25 protein-coding genes and 2 other annotated features are annotated in these 26994 nt (G+C 49.2%); of the genes, 6 read left to right on the forward strand and 19 right to left on the reverse strand.

From position 1 onward, the window contains the following. Positions 1-2: 2 nt before the first annotated feature. Entirely contained in the window at positions 3-941 is a 939-nt protein-coding gene (locus tag Q9R25_RS09605; RefSeq protein WP_074035547.1) for an ATP-grasp domain-containing protein, read from the reverse strand. A 153-nt stretch (positions 942-1094) separates the two neighbouring features. Between Q9R25_RS09605 and Q9R25_RS09610 the strand changes: the two genes are divergently transcribed. Further along, positions 1095-2585, forward strand: a complete 1491-nt coding sequence (locus Q9R25_RS09610) for a potassium/proton antiporter (protein WP_211782161.1) — start codon at positions 1095-1097, stop codon at positions 2583-2585. A gap of 41 nt (positions 2586-2626) precedes the next feature. Here the strand turns inward: Q9R25_RS09610 and trpA are convergent, their stop codons facing one another. From trpA to trpD, 5 genes are read right to left on the reverse strand one after another with little or no spacing between them, the layout of a single operon-like run. Then, a complete protein-coding gene (trpA, locus tag Q9R25_RS09615; protein ID WP_269317548.1) occupies positions 2627-3394 on the reverse strand; it encodes a tryptophan synthase subunit alpha in 768 nt (255 codons plus the stop codon). Further along, positions 3391-4578, reverse strand: a complete 1188-nt coding sequence (gene trpB, locus Q9R25_RS09620; RefSeq protein ID WP_031422059.1) for a tryptophan synthase subunit beta — start codon at positions 4576-4578, stop codon at positions 3391-3393. Before trpB ends, trpA begins: the two co-directional genes overlap by 4 nt. Next, positions 4575-5129 carry a phosphoribosylanthranilate isomerase gene (locus tag Q9R25_RS09625; protein WP_311283084.1) on the reverse strand — a complete coding sequence of 185 codons (555 nt, stop codon included), beginning with the start codon at positions 5127-5129 and terminating at the stop codon, positions 4575-4577. Before Q9R25_RS09625 ends, trpB begins: the two co-directional genes overlap by 4 nt. Beyond that, complete coding sequence (gene trpC, locus Q9R25_RS09630) at positions 5105-5866, reverse strand: indole-3-glycerol phosphate synthase TrpC (RefSeq protein WP_311283085.1); 762 nt, start codon at positions 5864-5866, stop codon at positions 5105-5107. The genes Q9R25_RS09625 and trpC overlap by 25 nt, the downstream gene beginning before the upstream one ends. After that, positions 5863-6852, reverse strand: a complete 990-nt coding sequence (trpD, locus tag Q9R25_RS09635) for an anthranilate phosphoribosyltransferase (RefSeq protein ID WP_196431346.1) — start codon at positions 6850-6852, stop codon at positions 5863-5865. The genes trpC and trpD overlap by 4 nt, the downstream gene beginning before the upstream one ends. Before the next feature lie 55 nt (positions 6853-6907). After that, positions 6908-7135: a binding site (T-box leader), on the reverse strand. A gap of 48 nt (positions 7136-7183) precedes the next feature. Next, positions 7184-7412: a binding site (T-box leader), on the reverse strand. 242 nt (positions 7413-7654) lie between these two features. Between trpD and Q9R25_RS09640 the strand changes: the two genes are divergently transcribed. Further along, positions 7655-8968 (forward strand): amino acid permease, encoded by a 1314-nt coding sequence (locus tag Q9R25_RS09640; RefSeq protein ID WP_047795620.1) that lies wholly within the window; start codon positions 7655-7657, stop codon positions 8966-8968. A gap of 83 nt (positions 8969-9051) precedes the next feature. Here Q9R25_RS09640 and Q9R25_RS09645 read toward each other — a convergent pair whose 3' ends face one another. The 3 genes from Q9R25_RS09645 to Q9R25_RS09655 all read right to left on the reverse strand — a co-directional run bounded on the left by Q9R25_RS09645 (position 9052) and on the right by Q9R25_RS09655 (position 11946). Next, positions 9052-10542, reverse strand: a complete 1491-nt coding sequence (locus Q9R25_RS09645; protein WP_074035532.1) for a murein hydrolase activator EnvC family protein — start codon at positions 10540-10542, stop codon at positions 9052-9054. 420 nt (positions 10543-10962) lie between these two features. After that, the gene (locus Q9R25_RS09650; protein ID WP_074035530.1) at positions 10963-11328 is read right to left on the reverse strand and encodes a DUF423 domain-containing protein; all 366 of its coding nucleotides are present in this window, start codon (positions 11326-11328) and stop codon (positions 10963-10965) included. 12 nt (positions 11329-11340) lie between these two features. Continuing rightward, positions 11341-11946, reverse strand: a complete 606-nt coding sequence (locus Q9R25_RS09655) for a trimeric intracellular cation channel family protein (RefSeq protein ID WP_012727503.1) — start codon at positions 11944-11946, stop codon at positions 11341-11343. A gap of 93 nt (positions 11947-12039) precedes the next feature. Here Q9R25_RS09655 and Q9R25_RS09660 point away from each other — a divergent pair, with 93 nt between their 5' ends. Beyond that, positions 12040-13677: an ABC1 kinase family protein gene (locus Q9R25_RS09660; RefSeq protein ID WP_159563052.1), complete on the forward strand. Its 1638-nt coding sequence runs from the start codon at positions 12040-12042 to the stop codon at positions 13675-13677. Here Q9R25_RS09660 and Q9R25_RS09665 read toward each other — a convergent pair. Both Q9R25_RS09665 and Q9R25_RS09670 read right to left on the reverse strand, forming a co-directional pair. Further along, positions 13616-15199: a GNAT family N-acetyltransferase gene (locus Q9R25_RS09665; RefSeq protein WP_215243594.1), complete on the reverse strand. Its 1584-nt coding sequence runs from the start codon at positions 15197-15199 to the stop codon at positions 13616-13618. The two genes, Q9R25_RS09660 and Q9R25_RS09665, sit on opposite strands and share 62 nt — an antisense overlap. Next, entirely contained in the window at positions 15196-15708 is a 513-nt protein-coding gene (locus tag Q9R25_RS09670; RefSeq protein WP_159563054.1) for a glycerol-3-phosphate acyltransferase, read from the reverse strand. The genes Q9R25_RS09665 and Q9R25_RS09670 overlap by 4 nt, the downstream gene beginning before the upstream one ends. 93 nt (positions 15709-15801) lie before the next feature. Between Q9R25_RS09670 and Q9R25_RS09675 the strand changes: the two genes are divergently transcribed. Continuing rightward, positions 15802-17214, forward strand: coding sequence for an NAD-dependent succinate-semialdehyde dehydrogenase (locus Q9R25_RS09675; protein ID WP_196431350.1), 1413 nt, complete (start codon positions 15802-15804; stop codon positions 17212-17214). 51 nt (positions 17215-17265) lie between these two features. Here Q9R25_RS09675 and Q9R25_RS09680 read toward each other — a convergent pair whose 3' ends face one another. From Q9R25_RS09680 to Q9R25_RS09705, 6 genes are all read right to left on the reverse strand, one after another. Further along, positions 17266-17898, reverse strand: coding sequence for an HAD family hydrolase (locus Q9R25_RS09680; protein ID WP_031422042.1), 633 nt, complete (start codon positions 17896-17898; stop codon positions 17266-17268). A 113-nt stretch (positions 17899-18011) separates the two neighbouring features. Further along, positions 18012-18377: a rhodanese-like domain-containing protein gene (locus Q9R25_RS09685; protein WP_215243593.1), complete on the reverse strand. Its 366-nt coding sequence runs from the start codon at positions 18375-18377 to the stop codon at positions 18012-18014. 108 nt (positions 18378-18485) lie between these two features. After that, the gene (locus Q9R25_RS09690; protein ID WP_078147766.1) at positions 18486-18764 is read right to left on the reverse strand and encodes a DUF5327 family protein; all 279 of its coding nucleotides are present in this window, start codon (positions 18762-18764) and stop codon (positions 18486-18488) included. 61 nt (positions 18765-18825) lie between these two features. Beyond that, a complete protein-coding gene (locus Q9R25_RS09695; protein ID WP_074035520.1) occupies positions 18826-20112 on the reverse strand; it encodes a DUF2252 domain-containing protein in 1287 nt (428 codons plus the stop codon). A 13-nt stretch (positions 20113-20125) separates the two neighbouring features. Beyond that, a complete protein-coding gene (msrA, locus tag Q9R25_RS09700; RefSeq protein ID WP_311283088.1) occupies positions 20126-21076 on the reverse strand; it encodes a peptide-methionine (S)-S-oxide reductase MsrA in 951 nt (316 codons plus the stop codon). A gap of 82 nt (positions 21077-21158) precedes the next feature. Beyond that, a complete protein-coding gene (locus tag Q9R25_RS09705) occupies positions 21159-21341 on the reverse strand; it encodes a hypothetical protein (protein WP_031422036.1) in 183 nt (60 codons plus the stop codon). A gap of 224 nt (positions 21342-21565) precedes the next feature. Between Q9R25_RS09705 and Q9R25_RS09710 the strand changes: the two genes are divergently transcribed. Together Q9R25_RS09710 and Q9R25_RS09715 are read left to right on the forward strand one after the other, a co-directional pair. Further along, on the forward strand, positions 21566-22642 hold the full coding sequence (locus tag Q9R25_RS09710; RefSeq protein ID WP_159563057.1) for a diguanylate cyclase: 1077 nt from the start codon (positions 21566-21568) through the stop codon (positions 22640-22642). A 128-nt stretch (positions 22643-22770) separates the two neighbouring features. After that, positions 22771-23295: a hypothetical protein gene (locus tag Q9R25_RS09715; RefSeq protein ID WP_159563058.1), complete on the forward strand. Its 525-nt coding sequence runs from the start codon at positions 22771-22773 to the stop codon at positions 23293-23295. 253 nt (positions 23296-23548) lie between these two features. Here the strand turns inward: Q9R25_RS09715 and cydC are convergent, their stop codons facing one another. Beyond that, positions 23549-25267 (reverse strand): thiol reductant ABC exporter subunit CydC, encoded by a 1719-nt coding sequence (gene cydC / locus Q9R25_RS09720; protein ID WP_214690382.1) that lies wholly within the window; start codon positions 25265-25267, stop codon positions 23549-23551. After that, positions 25264-26988 carry a thiol reductant ABC exporter subunit CydD gene (cydD, locus tag Q9R25_RS09725; RefSeq protein ID WP_196431354.1) on the reverse strand — a complete coding sequence of 575 codons (1725 nt, stop codon included), beginning with the start codon at positions 26986-26988 and terminating at the stop codon, positions 25264-25266. The genes cydC and cydD overlap by 4 nt, the downstream gene beginning before the upstream one ends. Positions 26989-26994: the final 6 nt, after the last annotated feature.

Raw genomic sequence — 26994 nt, forward strand, 5'->3', positions numbered from 1 at the left:
CCTTATTTTGTCGTAGTGACGTGAAGTGCGTCGCCTAAGAAAGTAGCCAATTCAAGCATTCCGTAGCGTCCGGCTTTCGCTTCAGCATCGGAATTATAGTTCGTGTTTGTATTGACGTCGTATGCGTAGACGTTACCGTCTTGGTCTCGAATGATTTCAATCCCCGCAATATCGATCGCATTCGCTTTCAAGAACTGTTCGAGCTTTGGAATGATGGGGTCATCGAATCCTTCGACGATTTCAAACTTCGCCGGCGGCGTCTCCCCGACTGGGCAGAACTGGTCTTCAATCGAGCAGGCATCAGCAGGACAGAGCTCGAACCCTTCCGACGTGTCGACACGGACCGCATAAAGGAACTTTCCGCCGATGAACTCGCAACGGGTGATATACGGTTCCGGGGCTTCGATATACTGTTGAATGAGCGTGATGCCGTCAACCGATTCCTCGAACGAGGGACCATATACATATTCTTTGAGTCCTTCGATCGTATGGAACAATTGGACCCCAAGTCCTTTTCCGGCACGATTATGTTTCGTGATGAATGGCGTCAAAGCTAACTGCTCAGCCGCTTCGATGATTTGCGCCTTACCGACTGCCGCAATCGTCTTCGGCACGCGAATCCCTTCACGTCGAAGCGCCGTGTATTGATTGACTTTACTCACTTCGAGGCGGATGGCACGTGTGCCGTTGAACACGGTCCGGTCGTTTGCCTCTAACCAAGCGAGGACGCCTTCCGTCAATTCTGGTGCGTACCGATGCCCACGTGTGTGCGAGGAGGCACTCATCCGATTATAAAAGACACCTTCCGGGGGCATTGCTTCGAGATCAATCGTCCCTTGGTCCAAGTGCCACAATTCATATGGCAAGTTCAATTCTTTTAAACGGTGGACAAGGTGGTTCGTCCATTCTTCGTTTTCATGAATGACGTGAATTTTAGACATCATCATTCCTCCTTCTATGATGTGTTTACTTTACCATATTCATAACCGACAATTCCAATGTGTATGGTTTGCCTAATCCTCAATTCTGAAATATCAGACGATTTCATGGTATAATGAACTTAAGAATATTGTTTCAGAAAGGAAGTGTTGTGTTTGCCCGTACCTGTTATAAGTACTGATGTACTCATTTTACTCTTCGGTCTACTTCTCGTAGCCGGTGTCATGGCGACACGAATCTCGACTCGATTCGGCTTGCCCGCCTTGATTTTATTTATGGGAATCGGCATGATCATGGGAAGTGACATTACTGGTCTCATCTTCTTTGACGACTCGAATTTAGCGCAGCTGATTGGAGTCGCTGCCTTGATTGTCATTTTGTTTGAAGGGGGTCTTCAAACGAAATGGTCATCAATCCGGAGCGTCCTCGCCCCTTCTGCCTCGCTGGCGACGCTTGGGGTATTGATTACTACAACAGTAGTCGCCGTGGCCGTTCGTTTCGTATTTGGTTTCGATTGGATTGAATCTTTCTTGTTCGGTGCGATTATCGGTTCGACCGATGCAGCGGCCGTCTTTGCCGCATTTAAAGGAAAGAACATCTCACCGAAAGTCGGTGCGACTCTCGAAGCCGAGTCCGGCACGAACGACCCGATGGCGATGTTTTTGACGATTCTCGCCCTCGACTTTATGATGAAGCCGGATACGACCATTTGGGATGGGGTATGGATGTTCGTCCTTCAAATCGTCGTCGGGGCATTGATTGGTTTCATCCTTGGACAACTGTCTCGTCTCATGTTGAATTATTTGAGACTTGATTCGAGCGGATTACATGCCGTCCTTATGATTTCCATGGCGTTCCTCACTTATGGTGTCACAGCTTACTTATTGGGAAGCGGATTACTCGCCGTCTATATCGCCGCCATGATTGTCGGAAATGCGGACACGGCGCATGAAGTGACAATCGTCCAATTCTCAGAAGCACTTGCGTGGATCATGCAAATCATCATGTTCGTCATCCTTGGATTGCTTGTCTTCCCTCGTCAACTCATCGAACCGGACTTGATTTGGAAAGGACTACTCATCTCATTCGTCCTCATGTTCCTGGCACGTCCGATCGCCGTCTATTTATCGACACTAGGCATGGCATTTACGAGAAAAGAAAAGTTGTTCATCTCATGGGCTGGTCTAAAAGGTGCCGTACCGATTGTCCTTGCGACATTCCCGCTTATTGCCGGTACCGAAAATAGCCAACTGTTATTCAATGCCGTCTTTTTCGTCGTCGTGACGAGCGCCCTGATCCAAGGGACGACGTTGACGCCACTTGCCGAGAAGTTAGGGTTGCTCGGTCCGGATAAGATCCGTTCCCCATACACAATCGCCCTCGTCTCAAGCAAACAGTCTCAACATAAGCTCGTACCTTATGTGGTCACATCAAGCTCCTCTATGATTGGAAAGACATTGGCGGACATCACGCTCCCACCAAACACTGTCGTGAACGCCATCGTCCGAAATGAGTACTTGATTCCACCGAACGGTCAGACAGTCATCGAAGAAGGCGACCTCTTATACGTGCTTGCCTCGATGTATCGTCATGATCAACTCGACCAAACATTTGGTGAAGATGGGCTAGACCGAGTGGAATTATGAGTAAACGAATAACCGGCGCCTCATTTGAAGCGCCGGTTTTCTTATACGTGCAAGTGTTTTGCTGATTGAATCAACGTCTCAACATCTTCTGTCCGTCCTTCATGAAGTGCCTCGACGATGAAGCTCCCGACGACGACACCGTCACACGCCTGTCCTAACGTCTGCACTTGCTCCGGACGATGGACTCCGAATCCTGCCAAGACAGGAACACGTGACTGCTCTGTCAAACGAGTCAAGTAGGCGAGTAACTCGTCCGGGAACACATCTGCTTTCCCGGTCGTCCCTTTAAGCGTGACCGCATATACAAATCCTTCTGCTTTTTCTAAGATGGACGTTGTCCGCGCCTCACTGCTCGTCAACGTAACGAGCGGGATGACGGCGACGTCATGCCGATTAACATCTGCGAACAACTGGAGACTCTCCTCAAACGGAAGGTCAGGAATAATGACCCCGCTCACCCCACATTCGTTCGCCTGATCAAAGAACGGTTGGACCCCGAACCGAAACACTGGATTCAAGTATGTCATCAAGACAATTGGAACGTTAAATTGATCTTTTCCTTCTATTAAATGGTTCAATACCATTTCAAGCGTCACACCAGCTTTAAGCGCGCGCATTCCTGCCGCCTCGATAATCGGTCCATCCGCCACCGGATCGGAGAATGGGATACCGAGTTCAATCGCCGTCGCCCCCATCCGTTCTAGTCCCACGATGGTCGGGATGAGCCGGTCCATCCCGCCGTCACCGGCCATGATATACGGAACGAACGCCGCTCCTTCTCGCTGTCGAATCGCTGTCTCTAGTTTCATCGTGTCGCCACCTTCTCTCGGATTGTATGGACGTCTTTATCTCCGCGCCCTGATAAACAAATCACCAGTGTATCGTCTTCTCCCATCGTCTTCGCGAGCGTCTCTGCGTAAGCGAGGGCGTGTGAAGACTCTAAGGCAGGAATAATTCCTTCTTGTCGGCTGAGTGCGAGACACGCGTCGAGTGCCTCGTCATCCGTGACGGCCGCATAGCGCACCCGCTCAATATCTTTCAAGAAACTGTGCTCCGGTCCTACCCCTGGGTAATCGAGTCCGGCTGAAATGGAGTGCGCTTCCTCGATTTGACCCGCTGCGTCTTGCAAGACATACATGAGCGACCCGTGTAAGACACCGACTTCCCCTTTTGTGAGGGTTGCTGCGTGTTTATCCGTATCAATGCCACTTCCTGCCGCTTCGACACCATAGAGCGCGACCGACTCATCGTTTAGAAACGGATAGAACATCCCCATGGCGTTGCTCCCTCCGCCGACACAAGCGACGACGGCATCCGGAAGGCGTCCCGTCTGTTCGAGGATTTGACGACGTGTCTCTGTTCCGATCACGCTTTGGAAATCACGTACCATCTGCGGAAACGGATGCGGTCCGAGAACAGAACCCATCACATAGTGCGTATCGTCGACATGTTTGACCCAGTAACGGAGCGCTTCATTGACGGCATCCTTTAAGGTGCGACTTCCTGATTTGACAGGGACGACTTTCGCCCCAAGAAGTTCCATCCGAAACACGTTCAACGCTTGTCGCTCGACGTCGACCTCACCCATGAAGATGGTACATTCTAAATCGAGTAGTGCGCATACTGTTGCCGTCGCGACACCGTGTTGTCCCGCGCCTGTCTCCGCAACGACTTTCTGTTTCCCCATCCGTTTCGCCAGGAGCGCCTGCCCGATTGTATTGTTGATCTTATGGGCACCGGTATGGTTCAAGTCTTCACGTTTCAAATAGACATTCGTCCCGAGGCGACGACTTAGGTTCGACGCATAATAAAGTGGCGTCTCACGTCCCACGTATTCACGTAATAAGGAAGAGAATCGTTCTTGAAACTCAGGATCTTGCTTCGCCTCTTCATAAGCGACCTCTAATTCTTCGACCGCCTGCATGAGCGTCTCTGGAATGTACTTCCCACCATATTGTCCAAACTTCCCGTTCACTGGTTGTGCATACATCATAGTTCCTCCTTGGCGCGTTGAATGAACGCACGAATTTTTTCGATATCTTTCACACCGTCCGTCTCGACACCGCTCGAGACGTCGACGCCATCTGGTTGGATGAGTTGAATCGCTTGTCTCACATTCTCCGGGGATAGCCCGCCCGCTAGCCAAAACGGACGCTGCGGCCGGTCGATTGCGCCCCAGTCTAACACCTGTCCACTTCCCGGATTCGGATGATCCATCAATCGTACATCTGCCGTCTCCTCGGTCGACGCATCGATGATGGGCAATCCGAAGATACGGAGTTGTTCCATTGACTGCGTCCGATGGTGAATTTGTAAATCCGTCAGTCCCACGTTCAACGTTTCCTCGATCTCTTCCATTGAAGGACTTAAAAACACACCAACGATTCGAACCGATTGTGGGATATGTGCAGCTAATCTCTTCGCAGTCGTCACGTCGATTTGTCGAGAACTCGGGGCGAAGACGAATCCGATTGCATCCGCTCCCGCCTCGACCGCCGCCTCAACAGCTTCCTTTGTTTTTAGTCCACAGATTTTAACGAACATGTTTTCAACTCCTCGAGTAACCGGGTCGGGTCCTCTTCACGCATTAGTGCTTCCCCGACGAGAATGGCGCTTGCCCCAGCTTCTTTTAAACGTGCAGCCGCCTCGACCGAACTGACCCCGCTCTCGCTGACGAATGTGACCTCAGGATAGCGTTTCATCAAATCAATCGATGTTTCGAGGGATACCTCGAACGTTTTTAAGTCTCTGTTATTGATGCCGATCAACACGTCATCAAGTTCGAGGGCGATGCATAACTCCGCCTCATCATGTACTTCGACTAAGACGTCGAGACCGATGGAGCGAGCGTATCGCGTCAACTCCTGAAGACGTGTCGGATGGAGTGCCGCCACGATCAAAAGTGCCACACTCGCCCCGTAATGCTTCGCATAGTCGAGTTGTCGTTCATCGATGATGAAATCTTTACAGAGCACCGGGATGGTGACGACATCGGCAACTTGTCGCAAGTCGTCAAAAGAACCTTTAAAGTACGTCGTGTCTGTCAAAACGGAGATCATCGTCGCACCAGCTTTTTCATATTGACGTGCCCGTTTAGCGACGTCGACCGTCTCCCGAATCATTCCTTTCGACGGGGACGACCGTTTGATCTCTGAAATGATATGGAATCCCTCGCTCATCACATGTAAGAGAGAGATTGGCTTCGTCACGGGGACATCGATGGGCTGCATGCCGCTAACCTCTTCTATTTTCGTTCCGATGATTTTCGTTAAATAACTCATGCTTCGACCTCCGTACGTTGTAAGTTTTGTAATACGCGTAAGGCGTGCCCTTCATCGATACTACGTTTTGCTTCTTTCACTCCTGCACGAAGCGTTGCGGTCGTACCATACGTGCAAAGGGCAAGTGCCGCGTTTAATAAGACGACGTCGCGTGCCGGTCCCGACTCTCCATTCAATACGGCAAGAAGTGTCGCGGCGTTCTCTTCTGGTGTGCCTCCACGTAGCGCTTCAAGCGGTGCCCGCATCAAGCCGACATCTCGTGGGTCGACCGCATAACGCGCCGTCTGTTCCCCATCAAAGAAGTACACGTCGTTCACACCGGCGAGACTCGCTTCATCGAGTCCACCTGCTCCATGGACGACCATACCGCGCTCCACCCCGAGATGACGCATCGCGGTCGCCATCTTCTCGAGTAACGATGGATGATAGACACCGACAAGTTGTCGCTTCGGACGAAACGGGTTCGTTAACGGTCCGATTTGGTTGAAGATGGTCGCCGTCGCGAGCCGTTTCCGGACCGGCATGACATGCTTCATGATCGGGTGGACATGCTGGGCGAATAGAAAACTGAGATTCGTCCGTTTCAAGTCAGCATGTACTTCTTCTGCCGTCTTCACAATCGGAACGTTCAATGCCTCTAAGACGTCCGCGCTTCCTGATCGACTCGAGACGCTTCGATTCCCGTGCTTGGCGACCGGAATCCCAAGACCCGCCAGGACAAAGGCGACGGTCGAACTGATATTAAACGTATGCGCCCCGTCGCCGCCGGTACCACAAACATCTAGTACGGGTAAATCACTTTGGGGGAACTGTGCCGCTTCACGAATGTATGCTGCGAGTCCTGCCATCTCTTCTGCTGTCTCACCGCGCTCTTTCATCGCCAGCAGCACTCGTTCGATTTGCGCTTCATCCGCTTGGAACATCTCGCTCGCTGCCACTTTCATATCTGCTGTTGATAATGCGTTTGTCTCCAATTGTTGAATCATCGTCTGTTCCCCCTCTAAAAATGTGTATAAAAAAACTCCATACGACAGTCGTCGTATGGAGGACGGTTCAATACCGCGGTGCCACCTCTCGTTGATTTCAAAGAATCCACTCTCCGATGCAATCACATCGTATCCCGATAACGGGGGAAACCGTCACGACCTACTCTCTTCAGCCATGCTCTCATGAGCCCATTCACGCGGACGCCTCGGTCAGGATCTCACCATCCCTGACTCTCTGGACGAAACGTCTTCTCGCGCTACTCTTCTCAATCCTCGATTTATATTATTGAAACGAAAAAGGGGTCACCCGTCTCCTCATAGCCTGCGCTATAAGAAGGACGAGTAACCCCGTGGTGCCACCTTCGTTGGTTCCAAAGAACCCACTTCACGGACAATCATCCGCTTCCCCGTGATAACGGTGGGTAACCCGCTAAAGCCTACTCAAAGTTCGGTTTAGAGCTCAGAAGTCCATTCGCGACGTCCCATATACTGATTCGCACCAACCATCAGCTCTCTGTCATACAGGATTCGTCGTTACTTCTCTTCGTCGACGCCTTTATTCGTTTCAGTTAAGTTAATTCGTACTATACAGGGCAGATGAATCCATGTCAAATAAAAAAATTATAAAAACTTTGCCTCTATATGTGCATCCAAAAATGAGAAACCTTCATCGATTTTTCGAATTGACATTGTTTTTTTTCGTCTGCTATAGTCGTCCACAACAACATTTCACTCAGCTAAAGGAGAATCGATTTTGGAAACAAATAAACTAAAGCGCGAGCTGTCCACCCGGCAACTTACGATGATTTCCCTCGGGAGCGCCATCGGAACCGGGCTGTTCCTCGGAAGCGGTCTCGCGATTCAAACCGCTGGCCCGAGCGTGCTCGTCAGCTATGCCATCGGGGCGTTCATCGTCCTCTTACTAATGGGTGCTCTCGCCGAAATGACGGTCGCCCATCCAACATCCGGATCATTCGGAACGATTGCCGAGCGATACGTTCATCCACTCGCCGGTTTTCTCGTCCGTTACTCTTACTGGGTCGCGAACGTACTGGCTGTAGGGGTTGAAGTCAGTGCCATCGCCATCTACATGCGCTACTGGTTCCCAGATGTGAACGGGTTCGTTTGGGTCGCCCTCTTCGGTGGACTACTCATTTACGTCAACGCCCGTCACGTTCACACGTTCGGAACGACCGAATACTGGTTATCCTTCATCAAAGTAACTGCCATTATCTTATTCATCGTCCTCGGTGCCGCCACATTGTTCGGCGAACCAGGATCACCGATTGAGTCAATCACGACAGGAAACGAAGGCTTCTTCGCGTTCGGCTTTTACGGAATGTGGGTGACGATTTTCATCTCCCTCTTCAGTTTCCTTGGAACCGAACTCGTCGCTGTGACAGCGGGAGAAGCGAAAGACCCGGACCAGGCCGTACCACGCGCTTTACGCGCGACCGTGTTCCGCTTGACGTTCTTCTATGTCGTCACGCTCGCGATCATGCTCATGCTGATCCCATGGCAGCAAGCCGGGATCGACCAAAGTCCGTTCGTGCTCGTCATGGAACAGTTCGATGTCCCGTTCGCGGCAGGCATCCTCAACTTTGTGATTTTGATCGCCGCCTTGTCTGCGATGAACGCGCAACTTTACGCGTCGACACGTATGATGTACTCGCTCGCGGAAGCCGGCGATGCACCGAAAGCGTTCAAAAAAATCAGCAAAAATGGGATTCCAATGTTCGCGCTACTCGTTTCAACAGGCGGGATCGTCCTCGCCGCTTTGCTACAAGTATTCATGGAGTCGTCGTATCCATTCTTGATGGGAATCTCGATGTTCGGAGCTATTTTCACTTGGTTCATGGTCTTCGTCTCCCACTTGTTCTTCCGTAAGAAATGGACTGGGCGAAAACTCCCTGTCCGCATGATGGGATATCCATTCCTCCCATTGCTCGGGGCGGTCTTACTGCTCAGCCTGATGATCACGACATGGTTCACGGATTTCAACATCTTGCTGAAATTCGGCGTACCTTGGTTGATCGGATTGACGATCATCTATTACGTGCGTGAACAAATGCGTAAAAAACAAGATCGTCCAAGCGATATTGAACAAGCCAACTAACGAGTATCCCTTCGCAATCGCGGAGGGATTTTTTACGCACAAAAACTCCTTTCGCAATCGAAAGGAGTTTTCTGGTTGATGCATCAGAAGAACTGACGCGGATTGACCGTGCTACCTGCGCTCGTTGCCGAGTATGAGTAGCCGCCTTTATGAATCTCAAAGTGCAAGTGCGGACCTGAAGAGTTCCCTGTGTTTCCAAGTGTCCCGATGTTCGACCCTTGCGTCACACGCTGTCCAGAGCTGACAGATACCGAGTTCATGTGCGCATAGACCGTGGTCCAAACTTGACCGTTGATCACGTGTGCGATCATGACGTGGTTCCCGTATGCGCCACCCCAACCTGCACGAATGACCGTACCTGTCGCAGATGCGCGAATCGGTGTCCCTGTTGGACCAGCGATGTCTACACCGTTATGGAACGTGTAACCAAACGCACCGCTCGCCGGACCCCATCCTTGTGAGTAGCGTCCTGAAGCCGGTTGAATGAACATCGAACTAGACGGAGCTGGCGTCGATGTCGTCGGCGCCGGTTTTGGCTCTGGTTTCGGAGCTGGCGTTGGAGCCGGTGCCGGTTTTGGAGCTGGCGTTGATGCCGCCGTGTTGTTTGAAGACGACGAAGACGGGGTATTCGATTTATTGTCTTGCTTTTGTTGAGCAGCTTGACGAGCTGCTTCCGCTTCTCGTTCTGCCTGACGGGCAGCCTCAGCTTGACGTGCAGCTTCTGCTTGGCGGGCTTCTTCCGCCTTACGTGCCGCCTCTTGACGAGCTGCTTCTTCCGCACGACGACGGGCTTCCTCTTCTTCCCGACGCTGCGCTTCGATTTCAGCCGCGATTGCCTGTTCTTGAGCGACTAATGTTGCTTCAATCTCTTGAAGGTCAAAGATTTGCGATTCGAACTTGATGTTCTTCTCTTCAAGCTCTTTGATGCGTTTTTCACGTTGCTTCATTTTCTTCTCAAGCTCGGCTTGACGCACTTCGAGTGCTTTTTGTTGTTCAAGAAGTGAAGCACGCTCTGCTTTCAAGTCAGCCTGCGCTTCTTTCAACGAACGCTGTGTCGCTTCATAGTCATCAAACAACTCTTGGTCACTACGCTGAATCGTTCCAGCTGTGATCATACGTGTCACGAGATCAGAGAGATTTTTTGAACCGAAGATGAACTCAGCCCAGTTGATTGAACCGCCACCGTTCTTTTGCATCGTGGCCATACGCTCTTTCATCATCGCTTCTTGCGCCTTCATTTTTTCTTGGTAATCTTTAATATCGGCTTCAAGATCCTCGATCTTCATCTCGGTGCGCTTGATTTCTTGGCGTTTCATGGCGACATCATTGATGATGTCTTGCAATTGTGCGTCCATTTTGTTGACCTCAGCCTGAACTTTTGAAATCTCTTCCTTGTTTCCTTCAATTTTTGAAGATGTTTCTGACTGGTCTTTTTTCACACTGTCGCGCTTTTCTTTTACTTTTTGTTGTTGTTCTTGCTTCTCTTTAATCGAAGTCGATGCATCCGCAACTGTATGTGTGCTGATGAGCATCACACCGAGCGTCAACGTCGAGACTGTGCGTTTCCAATTCATGAATGGGGTACATCCTTTCTTAAATGACAAACGTGAGTACCTACTACACTACATATTTAAAGCCGTTTCAGTATGTAACAAAAACGATCATTTGGTTGAGTTTCAACACGACTAATTATATCTAACTGATAGATATTTTCCTGTTAAAGTTATATTTCAATTTTATTACGCAAGAACAAAGGTGCGGACAATGAATGCATAGAACTTATTATTTACCAATACCTTTTCAGACTGTTCGATTTGACATCTTTCTGTAATGTTTTATGTAAATAGAGAATTATTTACCTTATTTTAAAATAATAAGCGAATAGGGCTGTATATCCCTTTTCCAATTAATAGGATGACTCATCAAAAAAATCCATGCCGTCGCTGCATGTGAACATGAGCAAAGCATGGATATCGAATAAATGGATTCTCAAGTTATAGTTTCATCGCACCGACAATGACAAAGATCCAGGCAGCGATGAATAACACGCCGCCAATCGGTGTCACGGCTCCGAGTTTTGTAATTCCCGTCAATGCCATGACGTACAAGCTTCCTGAGAAGAAGACGATCCCCGCAAACATGAGCCAACCGGCCACGTTGAACTGGCTGATGCTCACGCGCATGAGGAGCGCTGCAATCCCAATGATTCCAAGCGCGTGCACCATATGGTAGAGCACACCTGTCTGCCAGTTTGCCAACATGTTTGGCGCCAATCTCTCTTTTAGCGCATGGGCGCCGAATGCACCAAGTGCCACACCGAGTGCCATCAATCCGGCACCGATCATTAATAATATCTTCATTTCCGTTCCCCCTTATCTGACTTTTCGTGCTGGTAAATTCCACTTCCGATAGTAGGATATCACTCGAAGTGTCGCGACGACAATTAAAAGCGCGTACACAGCAAGACCGCCTTCGAGCTTGAAGTAATACGTAATGACCGCAATGAGAATCGCCCAAATCGCATACACCTCAGATTGTAAGACGAGAGGCTTACGTCCTGCCAATAAGTCCCGGACCACACCTCCGCCAACGCCAGTCAAGACAGCCGCCGCAATCGCAGCAGATAAAGGTAAATCAAGCTTGATTGCGACCTGCGCCCCTTGAAAGGCAAAAGCGACGAGACCAATGGCGTCGACAATGACACCCCAGCGTTCCCAATGTGGCAATACGACACTCGGGAGCAGGAAGATGAGGAGTGCGACCAGAAAACATAAAATAAATAAATCATTCTGTTGCCAAATTAAACTGACGGGGTTTCCTAACAGGACGTTTCGGATCGCGCCGCCTCCGAAGGCGGTGATAAACGCCAGTAACCAAACCCCAAAAATATCGTATTTTTCATCCATCGCAATGATGGCTCCGCTCGCCGCGAACGCAATCGTTCCGACGACGTTGAGCAATTCCCACTCCATGAACATCCCTTGCCCTTTCTTCAACGCATTGTATGGTAAAGTATAGTTACAAAAATTCAGGTCAGTCGTGCGACTGTCGTAAAGGATGTCGGTATTACAATGAAACGTATCGCTTTGTTCCGCATATGGATTATCGTCACCATGTTCGCCCGATTCATCATTCGGCTGTACGCCTTTTCACGCAAACAACAACAAGGTGTCGCCACGACAGAAGAATATGAAGCACTGATGCTCAAGCTCGCGCGTGAGTATAAGCGTAACGCGCTACGACTCGAGGGCTTGTTAATCAAACTCGGACAATTCTTATCAATTCGTGCAGACTTGCTACCACCCGCCGTCTTGAACGAGCTGTCAGAGCTCGTCGACCGTGTCCCGACGTCTGGTTGGGAGAAGTCGCGCGCGATTCTAGAGGCAGAATGGGGCGTCCCATATACCCAAGTCGTCAAAGACGTCGGCATCGACGCCGTCGCCTCGGCTTCCATCGGAGAAGTATATGGTGCCACGCTTCTTGAAAACGGCAAACGGGTCGCCATCAAAATCCAGCGTCCGAATATCGAAAAAATCATCCGAACCGACTTCCGTGCGATGCGGATTGTCACATCGATGTTAAAGCGGACATCCCTCGCTAAATCAACCGACTTAGATAGCTTATATCGCCAAATGATTTTTGTCATCGGGGATGAACTAAATTTCCAAACTGAATTAAAAAACGCCCTGTATTTTAAAGCCAAATACGCCGATAACCGAGACGTTTACATCCCGGACTATCACGAACATCTCTGTACGAACCGCGTCTTGACGATGGACTGGGTCGACGCACGCCGAATCACCGACCTCGCCTTTTTAAAAGAAAATGGAATCGACCGTTCCGCCCTAGCTGAACGACTCTTCACACTCGCTGCCGAACAGCTATTGTTTGGTGGGCAGTTCCATGCCGATCCACACCCCGGAAACGTCCAAATTCGAGCCGATGGCACCATCATCTTACTCGATTTCGGTATGGTCGGACAGACAACGGCGCAAGACATGGCCACGATTCGGAATATCTTACAGGCGTTCATCTCGCTCGACTATGATAGCATCGTCGATGGATTAGAAGACTTGCGCTTCCTCTTACCGACGGCAAACAAACAAAACATTCGCCAAGCACTAGAGAAAGCGGTCACTTTCTACCTAGAAACGGACATCGATACCGTCGATACGAAATTGATTGAGAAGGTGTTACAGGACATTCAATTGCTTGTCAAAAACGAACCGATTCAGCTCCCGGCAGAATTTGCCTTCTTCGGTCGGGCCGCCTCGACCTTGCTCGGGATTCTGCAAATCCTCGATCCGAAAATCGATCTGTTCACACTCGGTAAACCGATTGTCATCGAATGGCTCGAGGAAGACGGGACAACGCTTCAAAATCGTTACGTGAAGACCGGAATCAACTACGCGAAGAAACTGCTAAACGTTCCTCCACTTCTGGATAATTACTTAAAAGAACCGACACGAAAACGTCTGTCGGAGCAAGCGATGTTCCAACGAAACCTTGAATCCAAGGAACTCTTGCACCGTCAGACGTTCAATGCCATCGTCATCTTGCTCGGTTTGCTCGTCGGCCTACTCGGCTATATTCGACCGGATGAATGGCTCTTCTGGTCAGGTGGCGTCGTCTCCGTTTTAGCTTATTTCAATTGGAGACGCCTCGGACGAAAGATTCGTCATTTGGCACGCCAAGACTTTCGAGTATAAGCGAACCGTCACTCTCAGCAGTGGCGGTTTTTTGTTGAATCCATTGTGCGATATAAGCACCGACGTCACGCATCATGCGAGGTGTCGTCCAACCCATGGTCGATACTTGAATGACGTTCGCCTGCTTTAAGTAGTCACTCTCATACTGGACGAGATAGCCTTGATAGGACAGTTGGCGCCCGAGCTCGACCGAGGATAGCTCGCACGGAACTGGAATCGTGATGATGCCAGGTGATTGGGCGGGACACACATCGACCGATAAACCGTTCTCTTGTAAGGCATTAAGCAACGTATTCATCTTTACAGAATGTGAAACGACTTCATCTTCTTTCAACTCATCCAGCGCGATCGCCATCGCTGAGAGAAGCGGTTCCGATTGTGTGAAGGCAATCGGTTGATAGAGGGATAGATCCAAATAGCGCGCTGTATGTGGTGTCGCAATCGCTGGATGCTTCATTGCCACGAACGCGAGACCCGGGGCGTTCCGTAACGCCTTTCCTGAAGAGAAGGTCACGTAGTCCGCAAACGAATAGTCATAGACGAAGGTTCCGACGGCACTGATCGCATCAATGGCGACAACGCCTTGCCATGTATGAAGCGGGGCAAGGTTGATTAAAATCCCTAACGATGTCTCGCAATGAACCGTCCATACCCAGTCTGGTGCAATGCGCTCAAGTTGCGAAATATCCCATTGTCCCTCTTGGTCCACTGCGACCACGTCAAAAGACAGACCGACACGCCGGGCATGGTCAATCAAGCGTTCTCCAAATTCACCCGCATTGAAAATGAGGCCGTGTCCGTCCAATCGAGCCGCGACCGCATCGTTAGCGACGGTCCCGCTTCCAAGGAGCGTATAGACATGAGGGAGTCCGATTCGTTCCGCCAGTTTTCGTTGTACCGCTTCAAGCACTCGTCCCGTTTCGTTTGAACGATGTGGGCGCGGCTGCATCGAGAGTCGTTCTCTTACACGGTCCGAACATTCAACGGGTCCTGCTAGTAAACTTTTTGGACGTAGGATCGATGCTGATTTGGATTCATAAAAAGCCGAACGCGTCAACATCATCGGAATATATCTCGCTTCGTCAGGACCAATCGGATCCGCGAACGGCACAAACCCGAATCGATGATAGAGCACTTGTTCACGTGTCGTTCCACTGATGACAATACCATCGACATCACGCTCTGTCGCATCGTCGATGACCGCGCGCATCAATCCAGCGAACGTCCGATTGCGTCGATAGGGTTTAGTCACAGCGAGGAGGCGAATCTCAAGCCAATTCCCATCAGGAATGCGTACTCCTTTTTGTTCCAACGAAAACGGCCGTTTGCCACGTAACGCACACATGGCGACCACTTCCCCATCCACTTCTCCAATCCAATATGTATTTTCTTCGTGAAATCGGTCGACAAGTCGCCTTTCCGGATTTGGTGGATGTTGTGGAATCTCTTCAACGAATGTTTCGTAATTTAACCGATGTATCGCTTCAAAATCTGATATTTCGGCTTTTCGATACACAATCATGTTCTTTCCTCCTTCACATGATGATACGTAATCACGATAGCGATGAGTATGGCCCAGATGACATCTTCGAGACTTCCGAAAGCTGCCAACGGTAATAACGTAAGCATGACTAATCCCGTCTCGCGAGAGTTCCCCGTTAATTTGATTAAGAGTAACAAGATAACAAGACCCCCAATAAACCACCACGGCTCATATGCCCATATGATTCCAGAAAAAACGGCATATCCCTTCCCTCCCGCACGGATTCGCCAAAATGGATAAATATGCCCGAGCGTGAGCGCGAACGCCGTCTGCCAAAAATATGGTCCGCTCATCTGTAGGACGAGAATCGTCTTGAGCACGTCGAATCCATAGACGATTAGAAACGCCTTTACTCCACCGATGCGATGCGCATTGCGTGCACCGGTATTCTTCGAACCAGTTGTCGCTAAATCATGTCCACTTAGCACCCCATACAGTCTGCCCCCGAGCAGACTTCCGACTAAATAGCCAATGACGATGATCCACATAGTATCCCCTCTTTTTTTTGTAAATTTGTGTGCGTTTCAGAAAAACGGGTATCCTCTAATTAACTGTGCACTTTTTGGAAAGGGGAAATCAAGATGCGAGAAGAGAAAAACTTCATTAATGGGGAATGGACAGAAACGGGACAAACGATCGAGGTACGAAATCCAGCCACAGGCAATGTGATGGCCGTCGTGACAAAAAGTGATACACAAGAAGCGACACAAGCCGTCGACGCTGCGCATGAGGCGTTAGAAGAATGGCAACAAAAAACAGCAGAAGAACGAGGGGAGCTACTTACTGAATGGCATCGTTTGATTGCAGAACATACGGAAGAGCTTGCCCGAACGATGGTCGAGGAACAAGGAAAACCGCTCAAAGAAGCGATCGGCGAAATCAACTATGCAAATGGATTCATCGACTGGTATGCGGCAGAAGGGCGTCGTGTATACGGTGAGACGATTCCTGCTTCATCGAACCAAAAACGAATCTTTGCCATCAAACAACCGGTCGGCGTCATCGCAGCCATCACACCTTGGAACTTCCCGGCTGCCATGATCACACGGAAAGTTGCTCCAGCGCTCGCTGCGGGCTGTACGGTCGTCATGAAACCAGCATCGGCGACCCCGTTGACCGCCATCGAATTGGTGAAATTAGCGGAGAAGGCCGGATTCCCAAAAGGGGTCATCAACCTTGTCACAGGACAAGCGTCAGATATCGTCAAAGCGTGGCAACAAGATAAACGGGTCCGAAAGTTGACGTTCACAGGATCCACGGAAGTCGGGAAAATGCTCATGCGTGATGCTGCGGACACGATGAAAAAGATTTCGCTTGAACTGGGTGGGCACGCCCCGCTCATCGTCACAGCTAAAGCGGATTTAGATAAGGCTGTTCCGCAAGCGGTCGCCACGAAATTCCGAAACGGTGGACAGACGTGTGTCTGTGCGAACCGAATTTATGTCGAACGCGCCGTCGTCGATGAATTCTCGGAGCGTTTCATTAAAGAGGTCGAAGCGTTGAAAGTCGGGAACGGACTAGAGGAAGGTGTCGACATCGGTCCGCTCATCGATGACGATGCGCTCAGCAAAGTCGAAAAGCATATCGAGGACGCGCAGATTCGTGGCGGTGAAGTATACGGTGGCGAGGTGCTAGACGGCTTATTCATCCGTCCTGCTGTCATCCGTTATGCGAATGAAGACATGCTCTGCATGAACGAAGAAACGTTCGGACCCGTCGCACCGATTGCAACGTTCGATTCGCTCGATGAAGTCATCAAACGGGCGAACAACACGCCGTTCGGCTTAGCCGCTTACTTGTTCACGCAAGACATCAATGAAGCGGTCTATTTAGCTGAATCGTTAGAGTATGGGATTGTCGGTGTGAATGACGGACTTCCGTCAACGCCGCAAGCGCCTTTCGGTGGTTGGAAAGAGAGCGGACTCGGTCGTGAAGGCGGTCATCACGGTATTGAGGAATTTTTAGAAGTAAAATACATCTCTCTCGGATTGTGAGTATAGGTATACAAAAAGGCTTGTCGACATTGATATGCGACAAGCCTTTTCTTATCGGTTGACCCACTCGACTAAATCGTGTGGAGATTGAATCACGTGATCTGCAAGTGCCCACTCTTCTTCATTACCGAACCCGAATCCTGTCAAGACGACGGGGAAGTCATGAGCGCGAGCCGCCTCGACATCCGATTTACGATCACCGACCATAATATAGTCCGCCTCTCCGTGCCGGACACGGTGCGCTGTCAGAATGTCTGCCTTCTTCTCGCCCCCAACAGATTCTAAACATTCGGGTGCCGTCATATATGGACGAATCTGTTGCGTATCTAAAATCAAATTCATATAATGAACACCGCAGTTACTCGCTGTCGTCAGCGTATGACCTTGCTCGTGAAGTGTCTCCAACATCTCACGAATTCCGTCAAATAAGACATTTTGTCCTTCCATCGTTTGCTCAAGCGTCGTATGACGGAGTCTGCGAATGAGACGAATCTCCTCAAGCGTCGCTTCTGGGATGACATGCTCCCAAAACGCGTTACCTGCCAAGCCGTATCCTGAACGGACCGCCTCTTCACTCGGTTTCGGAAGATGAGGAAGCTCCTCGAGTGCCTCATGAATCGCCTTCGTCATCGGTCCGGTCGTATCTACTAACGTGCCATCGATATCAAATAAAATTACTGCCATTGGATTGATCTCCTCTCTTTCACTCTCTCCCTACCGTAGCAGAATCCCCGAAAATGCAAAAGAGAAAACGTGGTGACAAAAAACGACTGAACCGATTCGTCCAGTCGCATCTATTATCCACGCCAGAAGTTCATTCCACCCTTTACAGAATAAACGTCGGTATATCCGGCACTCTTCAGCATCGCTGCCGCGCGTTGGCTACGCATCCCGCTCTGACAGATAACATAGACTGGACGCTCTTTTTCTTTCGGATATTTCGCTTGAGCATTACCGAATCCGGATAAAGGTACATTTTTCGCTTGCTTGATATGTCCCCCACGGTATTCATGCGGCTCACGTACGTCCAACAATTGAATGTTCCGTTCTTCTGCGATTCTTCGTTTTAAATCATCCGTCGAGACTGTTTTTATATTGTTTCGACGACTCCACCAGAAATACACAAGTCCAATGACGACTGCCACAAAAAGAAAGTCCAACATATTCACGCCTCCATTTGCATTTCGTTTCTTGTACCCATTATACCCCCTATGGTATTTAAGTCAATGAAAATGAATCCACAAAAAAACCACATGTGCATCACATGTGGTTCAAAAATCGAGCAATGAATCGGATTTAGGTTGTTCGTCTTCTTCCATGGGAATCCCGAGAAAAGCGGCCATCTGACGATCAAGCGGAGGTTTCGTTTCACTTGTCACGGTCGGGGACTGTGATGCCCCAACGCTTTTTGCTTCAGACGTCTCCGCTAACAAGAGTTCACAAAAACCCATTAACTTTGCCAAATGACGCTTTTGCGCTTCGCCGGTTGACGACTCAATCTGTGTCATCACCTGACGCATTTGGGCGATGACTTGTTGTTCTGTAATCATAGTCCGTACACATCCTTTACGCTTCCATTGTGCAGGATTTCATCCTCAATTCGCAAGTTCCTTAACGATTCCTTGACTCGACCCAGTTTAAAAAGGCGTCATAATCAAAACGAACTTGATTTGCATAAAAATCAGCCCATCTCGATAACTGTCGAATAAACAGGGACGGAGAGTCACCGATTGCCGCCGCGATTCGTTCGCTTGCCGTATAATCGAGCACATTGGAGGTCGCATCGGCCCGTGCATGAATCTTCGCCGTGATTTGCGCTTGCACCTTCAACGTCTCAATGAGCGACGTCTCATCTTTCATATGTTTCGCTTTCACTTTTCGCTTATACGGAGAACGTTGCCTCACATAATATTCTTTGTCGTCAATCGTCAAATAGCCGAGATACGGGTCACGACTGTGGACCATTGCCCGTTGCGCAGCGACGACACGAGCGCCTTGATGCGACAATCCGTTTTCAAACAGCGGATGTGTCGGAAGAAAGAGAGACGGGACGGCAGATTGTGCTTGTTTCATCTCTAAAATGACATCTTCATCATGCTCTTCATCGGCACCTTCAATCAAAATATAGTAGCGTTCTAATCCGATAGAAGCCGTTCCGCTTTGAAGTTTGATGGCGATATCTTTGATTTCATAGTGATCGGCATGATGTCGGTGTTGATTTGACAAAGAAGACAGATAATCGCCCCATGCCGCTTCAATTTTCTCCCGTACTTCCGAGGAGATGGGAAGCAAGTCGTCACTCGTTGAAAAATAACGTTCCTCATCTCTTACCTCCGTCCGTTCGGACATGAATTCATCTTTCTTCTTCTCCGCTTTTTTAATAACTTTTTTGACCGCTTTACACGTGTTCTCTTTCGTGAATTGAATATGCTCACTTCGTCCAAGCGCATGTTTTTCAATGGCTTTGGCATAGGACTCAGCAAACGCTTGAATGGCTGCTTTGCCATCGAACCCGGACTCGGCGGCGAATAAATCGACAGAGACCGCCATCCGCAACAAATCAAACAGGTATGAACCGATATACGCCTCATCAAAGTCGTTCACGTCATAGATGATGGTACCGGCCCCGTCTTCGAACACACCGAAATTTTCAAAGTGTAAGTCTCCTTGAATGAACGTCGGATGATCGGGACCTGTGTCAAACGCGATTGGCACTTTCGCAAAGTCGTAGTAGAACAAGTGTGAGCTACCCCGAAAGAACGAGAACGGGCTCGAACTCATCTTCGCATATTTTTCTTGTCTCGCCTCTTCCGAAAGCTGTCGAATCGACTGGTCGTAAAAATCAAGGACGGTCCCGATCGTCTCGCATCGAATTTGTTGTTTGACGGCTGTGAACATACGGCTCTCCCCTTCACTTGTTGAATAAGTGTTTATATTCCCCGTACCCGGCCTCTTCAAGCTCTTCTACAGGAACGAATCGGAGAGCGGCCGAGTTAATGCAATAGCGTAAGCCGCCAAGCTCTTTCGGACCGTCATCAAACACGTGACCAAGGTGACTGTCCCCTTGTTTTGAACGGACTTCTGTCCGTACCATGTGGTGCGTCGTGTCCATGTTCAAATCGACTCGCTTCTCCTCGATTGGGCGTGAGAAGCTCGGCCATCCGCAATTCGACTGAAACTTATCGTGAGATGTGAAGAGTGGTGTCCCGTCGACGATATCGACGTACAACCCCTCCCGCTCTTCATCCCAATATTCATTTTGGAACGGTGGCTCTGTCCCGTTTTCTTGAGTCACTTTATACTGCATCGGTGTCAAGCGTTCACGAAGTGCTTGTTGTTGTTTGCGATCACTCCACGCCTCTTTGATGAACTTCGCGCGCCCTGAACCGACACGGTACATCTCATAACGGAACGGATTTTTTTTATAGTAGTCTTGATGATAGTCTTCCGCTTCCCAGAACGTTTTCGCAGGACGGATATCGACTTCAATCGAGCGATCGAACCGACCCGAATCTTCCACTTCCTGTTTCGAACGCTCTGCTGCAACCCGTTGCTCTTCTGAATGATAGAAGATGGCTGGACGATAGGATTCACCGCGGTCATTGAACTGCCCTCCGCCATCTGTGGGATCGATTTGACGCCAATAGATGCGTAACAACTCCTCATACGAAATGACTTCTGGATCAAATGTGATTTCAACCGCCTCTAAATGTCCTGTCGTCTCCGAACAGACTTGTTGATACGTCGGGTTGTCGACATGTCCTCCTGTATATCCAGAAATGACACGCTCCACTCCCTCATATTTATGAAACGGTTTGACCATGCACCAGAAACAGCCTCCCGCAAATGTAGCTTTTGCCATGATAAATCCCTCCTTACTTTGTAGTGTACCCAAAAATGTGGCAAGACAACAAAAAACGAGAACCACAAAATGTGTTCTCGCTTTAGTCCTCTTCCACCTGATTCACATGACGCATCACCAAAAATAAGATGACTCCAACAATCGCAGCCCCTAATAGCGTCAACACCATATTATCTCGAGCCGATAAAGTATAAAAGATCGCTAATCCAATCAAAATGAGCGCAATCGGAATAAACGCTCGTTTAAAATGATCCCAGTAACGCACGGACAGTCCTCCTTTTCTCTTATCATACCAAACTTTCGATTTTCCATAACGAAAGTTCTAAAAGATGAGGAGAACCTGAACAAATCCAAAAGGATTCCAAAACGATTTGCTTGAATAATCATTCAAGAGAGTTTCTTTCCGCAAGCAGGTTATTCCTGTTTGTTTCCAACTAGATGCTATATACTGTAACTAAATATTTCCATACGGGATAAGGGGGAGCTCCGATGCTCACAATCATAAATGCGTTCTTTATCAACCTGTGTATCTTGTTCACGCTCTTCACGATTTCCTTTTTACCGTTTCGAAACCGCCCTCGTCTGACGCCACAGTCTCCTCTCAAAGGAAGGATTTTACTTGGGGTACAGACCGGATTGATTGCCATCCTCCTTTTAGTAAATGCCTTACCGCTCGAGGGGATACTCATCGACTTACGTAATATTCCCGTTTTGCTTGCCGTTCTATTCGGGGGATGGGTGAGTGGTGCTGTCGCAGGTATCATATTATTAATCGGTCGTTCCCTAGTTCTGTTCTTTACAGACGGTACCATGCTCGGTCTCTATCTAGCCATCGCCACAATAGTTACGTTAATTGTCTTAACAGGTCTTTTACGGAAACGCATGGATAATACTCGGCCCACTTTGCTCGTATTCACTACAATCAGTATTGCCATTTTTGGGGCAGCGATTTATACCGCGCTTCCACTAAATTTGTTCTATCCCGTCTTAATCGTCTATACGTTAATGTCTTACGGGGGAGCGTGCGCCGCCTATCGATTACTGCTCGAACTACGCCGTCACTTCGAGAACGTCCAACATCAACAGCAACTGGCGCGGACAGATGCGCTCACCGGGATTGCCAATCGGCGTCTCTTGAACGAAGCCATGGCCAACTTGACGGTCGAGGCAGAAGAATACGCATTGATTTTGGTCGACATCGATCATTTCAAACGGGTGAATGACACATACGGTCACGACGTCGGAGATGATGTTTTGCGCGAGCTCGGCATGCTCCTCGTGAATGAGAGCAATGAGCGCCATTTAGTCGGTCGCTTCGGCGGCGAAGAATTTTTAATCGTCATGCCCCATGCTAATCGAGAAGAAGTATCGCAGCTTGCTGAATCTATTCGAGAAAAGGTTTCAACGTTCCCGTTCGAGACGAGTGCCGGTACGCTCCACATCACTGTTTCGCTTGGAGCTTGCCATTCGAATGATATTGAAATCGACAGTGTGTTAAAACATGCAGATGAAGCGTTATATCACGCAAAAGAGTCCGGTCGGAATCGTTTCATCCTCGCCTCTTAATGTGTCAAACTCCTCACACTTGAGCGCGTTTTCTCGCTTTACTTTCTCGAAATGAATCGTTAAACTAGGCTAGACTTTGATTCAGATCGATACATCATGATTTATTCAGAAAAGGGGAAACATCGTTCATGTCAGTTTTGTTATCTTTATTTGGAATTATGTTTATCGGCTCGTTCGCGATTGATTATAGACGTGGAAAGACACTTCAACAATCGGCAATCGGTGGGATTCGTTCGATTCAGAAAAACATGTGGATTTTCTTCCGGACCTCACTTTCGATGATGATTATCATCGGTCCTCTCTTATTGATTTCAGGTTTCGTATTCTCGGATTTGGTGACCTTTAACACGATCCCAGCATTCATCATCGCCGTTCTCAGTATCGGCTTTGCGGAACGGATTATCGGGATGACCGTGGCACCACTCATCCGCACGTTTTGGCATCAACGCGGTCGTCTTATGCCACTTTATTTAGATGCCGCTCTCTACGTATTCTTACTCTCTATTCTCGTTCTAGAGTTCTTGATGAACATCCCGGGGATTGATCTTCAGTCACCGTTCATTGCGCTATTCTATGCGTTCGCTCTCTTCTTCACGAGATACTTGTTCAGTTTGATTCGATTCACGGTTCAAAAAGGCGTAGCCTCGAATTAATTCATGACCCAATCCATGCGTGTTCGCACGTATGGATTTTTTTATTATTCTTATTGACAATGAGAATCGTTATCAACTATACTCTAGTTGTAGCTTCCCAAAAGCTTGGCGTGCACGTTCCCCAAACATATCACGTCACGTGGATTCCCCTCCACGACACTCTTTTTGAAAGCATTGCGACAACCCCCATTTGTTGCACCCATATTTGCCATAAACAAGACGAGCAGCCCACCGACGGGGCTGCTCGTCTTTTTCATGATGCGAACACTTCTTGTTCGATTTGTTTCAATTCATAGAACATGCCACGTTTCGTCATCAATTCCTCATAAGAACCGACCTCGACGATCCGTCCAGCTTCCATGACGATAATCTGATCAAACGTTTCGAGACCCGTCAAACGGTGACTGACAAGAATGAGTGTGCCCCCTCCGGCTTGCTGTAGCAATTCAGAAAAGACATGGGCCTCTGTTCCTGCATCGAGTGCCGATGTCGGTTCATCAAGCAACCAAAGAAGTCCGTTTTTAAGAAGTGCCCGTGCGATGGCGAGGCGCTGACGTTCTCCACCTGACAAGTTTGCCCCTTTCTCCAGGACCGGTTCGTCTAGCGAGAATGACAAACGGACGCGCTCAAGTGCTACGTTCATCGCTTCATCTGTGAAGTCACCGGCTAACGCCAGGTTTTCCCGTACGGTTCCGTAAAAGAAATGATTGTCTTGCAAGACAACACTTGCATGTTGCCAAATAGATGTTTGTTTGACATCGTTCATATTGTAATCATCCAATCGAATCGTGCCGTCTTCCGTCCGAACGAAAGCCATTACCAGTTGAAGTAACGTCGACTTCCCTGACCCGCTCGGTCCGACGATTACCGTCTTCGAACCGCTCGGTATGTGTAACGTTACCTCATCTATCACATCTCGATACGTGTCTGGATAGCGATAGCGAATATGATCAAATGAAATAGACGGTGCGGCCGTAAACGTCACATCATGACGTTTCGCCTCACGCTCCTCAATCGTTTCACTCGGCTCCGTCACTTCAAACAAACGATCTGCTGCTTGCTTACTGTCTGCAAAGTGACCGGGGAACACGGCCATCGGCGTCGTATTCTCAAACGCTGTGAGCGACATCATGATCAGCATTGCCAAGAACAACCCGTTCAGGTCTCCATTTACCACCTGATACGCACCGATGGCCAAGACGCCCCATGAGACGAGTAAGGAAGCGGCAACGACGAGCGCAGAATTAAAGAATTGATTCGTCGTGTCTTTCCGCTCCGCCTCCATGTAACGTTCACTGTACGAATAGACAGCTTGTTTCGTGCGATCGAGTTGGTGATGAAGTTTTAAATCCCGGTATCCGAACAACATCTCTGTCAATTGAATCGACACATCTCCGCGCAATCCACGAATCGTCTCATCGTGACGGGCGCGGATTCGTGCAAAGCCGAGCGGGATCAAGAACCCCGTGATGAGTACACCAAACAAGATCCATAGACTGACCGCAAACGAGTAAAAGGTAACAAAGAAGATGGTGCTCAAAAAGACGAGTACGAGAATGATTGGCGGATAAAACACGCGAAGAAAGTAGTTTTGAAGACTCTCGACGTCCCCAACGACGCGTGCGAGCAAATCCCCACTCCGATATTTCGCAAAGATGGACGGAACGAGCGGCTCTAACTGACGATAGAACCGGACGCGCAACTCACTCAAAATCGTAAACGTTGCTCGGTGCGATGCGAGACGTTCCCGATAACGGCTTCCTGCCCGGATGACACCGAACAGTTTAATCAAGACGACGGGTACCATCAACGCATACAGGGGCGGGACGAGCCCGGCGCGTGATACGAGATAGCCACTTGCCGCGAAGAGGGCGACCGCCGCAATCCCTGCTGCATATCCAAAGAAGATGGAGAGGAGGATGTCTTTCTTTTCGCGCATCATCCATTTTGTAATCGTCCAAAGCGAGTTCATCGGCTCACCCCTTTCTGAAGTGCAAACAACTCCGCATACTCTGGGACAGCGAGTAACACTTCATGCGTCCCTTCTGCGATTCGCTTCCCATCATCCATGAACCAAATCGTGTCTGCCTCTTTGATTGTATGCAGACGATGCGCAACCGTGATTAACGTTGCACCTTTTGACAGCTCTTCAATCGAGCGTCTGACAATCCGCTCTGTTTTCAAATCGAGACCGGTCGTCGGTTCATCAAACAATAAAATACCAGGTCGCTTAAAGAAAGCACGTGCGAGTGCAAGGCGCTGCCGTTCCCCACCGGATAGTCCAAATCCACCTTCTCCGAGTTCTGTCCAGATCCCGTTCGGCAACTGGTCAATCACCTCGGATAGTCCAGCTGCCTCGGTTGCTTCGAGTAACGCATGTTCGTCAGCCACCTCACCTAAGGCAATGTTTTCGGCGAGTGTCCCGGCGAACAGATACGGATTTTGAGAGATATATGCAATATTTCCATACCAGGTAGATTCGTCATACGTATGCAAAGGTTCACCATCTACGAGAACACGACCTGATTTCACCTGCAAAAGTCCTGAAATCACGTTGAGGACAGTCGTCTTCCCGGAACCGCTCGCACCAACTAACGCGAGGTGGGTGCCCGACGAGATGCGACCACTCAATGGCTGAAGGGAAAAGCGTCCACCAGCGTACTCAAACGATACCTCTTCAAGCTCAAGATCCGGCTTCCGTGAACCAAGCGACTTCGTCCCCCACTGAATGCGATCATCCGGAGCGTCTAATACGTCAAAGATCCGGTCTGCTGCGCCCATACTGCCACGTCCCGTATGAAAGGCGCTGCCCAGGTCTTTGATGGCCAAGTAATACTCTGGCGCCAACACAAGAATCAAGAAGCCAGAGAAGAACGTCAAGTTCTCCCAAACGACCATCTGTAGCGCGACTTCCAGTGCCACGACACCGGTACTGAGCATCGAAATGAATTCCAGCATAAGGCCAGATAAGAATGCCGTCTTTAAGACGACCATCGTCGCATCCCGAAAGTCGAGACTGCTCTTCTCAATCGCTTTCGCTTCCTGTTCGGTCCGGTTGTAGAGTTTAAGTGTCGTCAAACCCTGTAAGACATCCAAAAACTTTCCGGAAAATTGATTCATCTTCTCCATCTGTTCCTCAGATTTTTTCTGTGTCGCAATCCCAATGATAATAAAGAACAAAGGGATAAACGGTGCCGTCACCATCATGATGACACCTGAAATCCAATGTTGGCTGAAGACGACAACCAAAATCAGAAGCGGGATAATCGAGGTTTGAATCACTTGTGGCCAATATTGACTGAAGTAGGCGTCAACCTCGTCAACAGCATCCATGAACACACTGACCTTCTTCCCAGATTGTCCCGTCAAAGAGGACTCGACCGGGCTCGTGGCATAGCGATCTAGCAATTGCAGACGTAACGCCCGTTTCGCTTTTTCCGATAAACTCGCCCCGATTCGCCCGGAGACGTATCCAAAAAGTGCTCGTGCCAATAGGGCGACGACGAGCCAAAGTAACGCCGGAATGACGGCTTCAAATGATTCATCTTTTAAAAAGATTCGGTCGACAATGTCGACGATTAAATACGCTTGCGCCAAAATCGATAGTCCAATCATGACCGCAGACAATACCAGTCCAATGATGTGACCTCGCTCGGCGAACGCAAGGGCTTGCAGTCGTTTCACTGCATTCATCCTTTC

The organism is Exiguobacterium sp. BG5(2022), from assembly GCF_031844365.1.
GTDB lineage: Bacteria > Bacillota > Bacilli > Exiguobacteriales > Exiguobacteriaceae > Exiguobacterium > Exiguobacterium profundum.

What these genes read in the sequence shown, in the direction of transcription:
- Q9R25_RS09675 (WP_196431350.1), top strand. Translation starts at nt 15,802, where the DNA reads ATGCGAGAAGAGAAAAACTTCATTAATGGGGAATGGACAGAAACGGGA.
- Q9R25_RS09715 (WP_159563058.1), top strand. Translation starts at nt 22,771, where the DNA reads ATGTCAGTTTTGTTATCTTTATTTGGAATTATGTTTATCGGCTCGTTC.
- Q9R25_RS09605 (WP_074035547.1), bottom strand. Translation starts at nt 941, where the DNA reads ATGTCTAAAATTCACGTCATTCATGAAAACGAAGAATGGACGAACCAC.
- Q9R25_RS09625 (WP_311283084.1), bottom strand. Translation starts at nt 5,129, where the DNA reads ATGTTCGTTAAAATCTGTGGACTAAAAACAAAGGAAGCTGTTGAGGCG.
- Q9R25_RS09690 (WP_078147766.1), bottom strand. Translation starts at nt 18,764, where the DNA reads ATGATTACAGAACAACAAGTCATCGCCCAAATGCGTCAGGTGATGACA.
- trpC (WP_311283085.1), bottom strand. Translation starts at nt 5,866, where the DNA reads ATGAGTTATTTAACGAAAATCATCGGAACGAAAATAGAAGAGGTTAGC.
- Q9R25_RS09665 (WP_215243594.1), bottom strand. Translation starts at nt 15,199, where the DNA reads ATGATTGTGTATCGAAAAGCCGAAATATCAGATTTTGAAGCGATACAT.
- Q9R25_RS09680 (WP_031422042.1), bottom strand. Translation starts at nt 17,898, where the DNA reads ATGGCAGTAATTTTATTTGATATCGATGGCACGTTAGTAGATACGACC.
- trpD (WP_196431346.1), bottom strand. Translation starts at nt 6,852, where the DNA reads ATGATTCAACAATTGGAGACAAACGCATTATCAACAGCAGATATGAAA.
- msrA (WP_311283088.1), bottom strand. Translation starts at nt 21,076, where the DNA reads ATGGCAAAAGCTACATTTGCGGGAGGCTGTTTCTGGTGCATGGTCAAA.
- Q9R25_RS09695 (WP_074035520.1), bottom strand. Translation starts at nt 20,112, where the DNA reads ATGTTCACAGCCGTCAAACAACAAATTCGATGCGAGACGATCGGGACC.
- Q9R25_RS09660 (WP_159563052.1), top strand. Translation starts at nt 12,040, where the DNA reads ATGAAACGTATCGCTTTGTTCCGCATATGGATTATCGTCACCATGTTC.
- Q9R25_RS09655 (WP_012727503.1), bottom strand. Translation starts at nt 11,946, where the DNA reads ATGTTCATGGAGTGGGAATTGCTCAACGTCGTCGGAACGATTGCGTTC.
- trpA (WP_269317548.1), bottom strand. Translation starts at nt 3,394, where the DNA reads ATGAAACTAGAGACAGCGATTCGACAGCGAGAAGGAGCGGCGTTCGTT.
- Q9R25_RS09710 (WP_159563057.1), top strand. Translation starts at nt 21,566, where the DNA reads ATGCTCACAATCATAAATGCGTTCTTTATCAACCTGTGTATCTTGTTC.
- Q9R25_RS09685 (WP_215243593.1), bottom strand. Translation starts at nt 18,377, where the DNA reads ATGTTGGACTTTCTTTTTGTGGCAGTCGTCATTGGACTTGTGTATTTC.
- Q9R25_RS09640 (WP_047795620.1), top strand. Translation starts at nt 7,655, where the DNA reads ATGATTTCCCTCGGGAGCGCCATCGGAACCGGGCTGTTCCTCGGAAGC.
- Q9R25_RS09645 (WP_074035532.1), bottom strand. Translation starts at nt 10,542, where the DNA reads ATGAATTGGAAACGCACAGTCTCGACGTTGACGCTCGGTGTGATGCTC.
- Q9R25_RS09650 (WP_074035530.1), bottom strand. Translation starts at nt 11,328, where the DNA reads ATGAAGATATTATTAATGATCGGTGCCGGATTGATGGCACTCGGTGTG.
- Q9R25_RS09670 (WP_159563054.1), bottom strand. Translation starts at nt 15,708, where the DNA reads ATGTGGATCATCGTCATTGGCTATTTAGTCGGAAGTCTGCTCGGGGGC.
- cydC (WP_214690382.1), bottom strand. Translation starts at nt 25,267, where the DNA reads ATGAACTCGCTTTGGACGATTACAAAATGGATGATGCGCGAAAAGAAA.
- cydD (WP_196431354.1), bottom strand. Translation starts at nt 26,988, where the DNA reads ATGAATGCAGTGAAACGACTGCAAGCCCTTGCGTTCGCCGAGCGAGGT.
- trpB (WP_031422059.1), bottom strand. Translation starts at nt 4,578, where the DNA reads ATGATGTATGCACAACCAGTGAACGGGAAGTTTGGACAATATGGTGGG.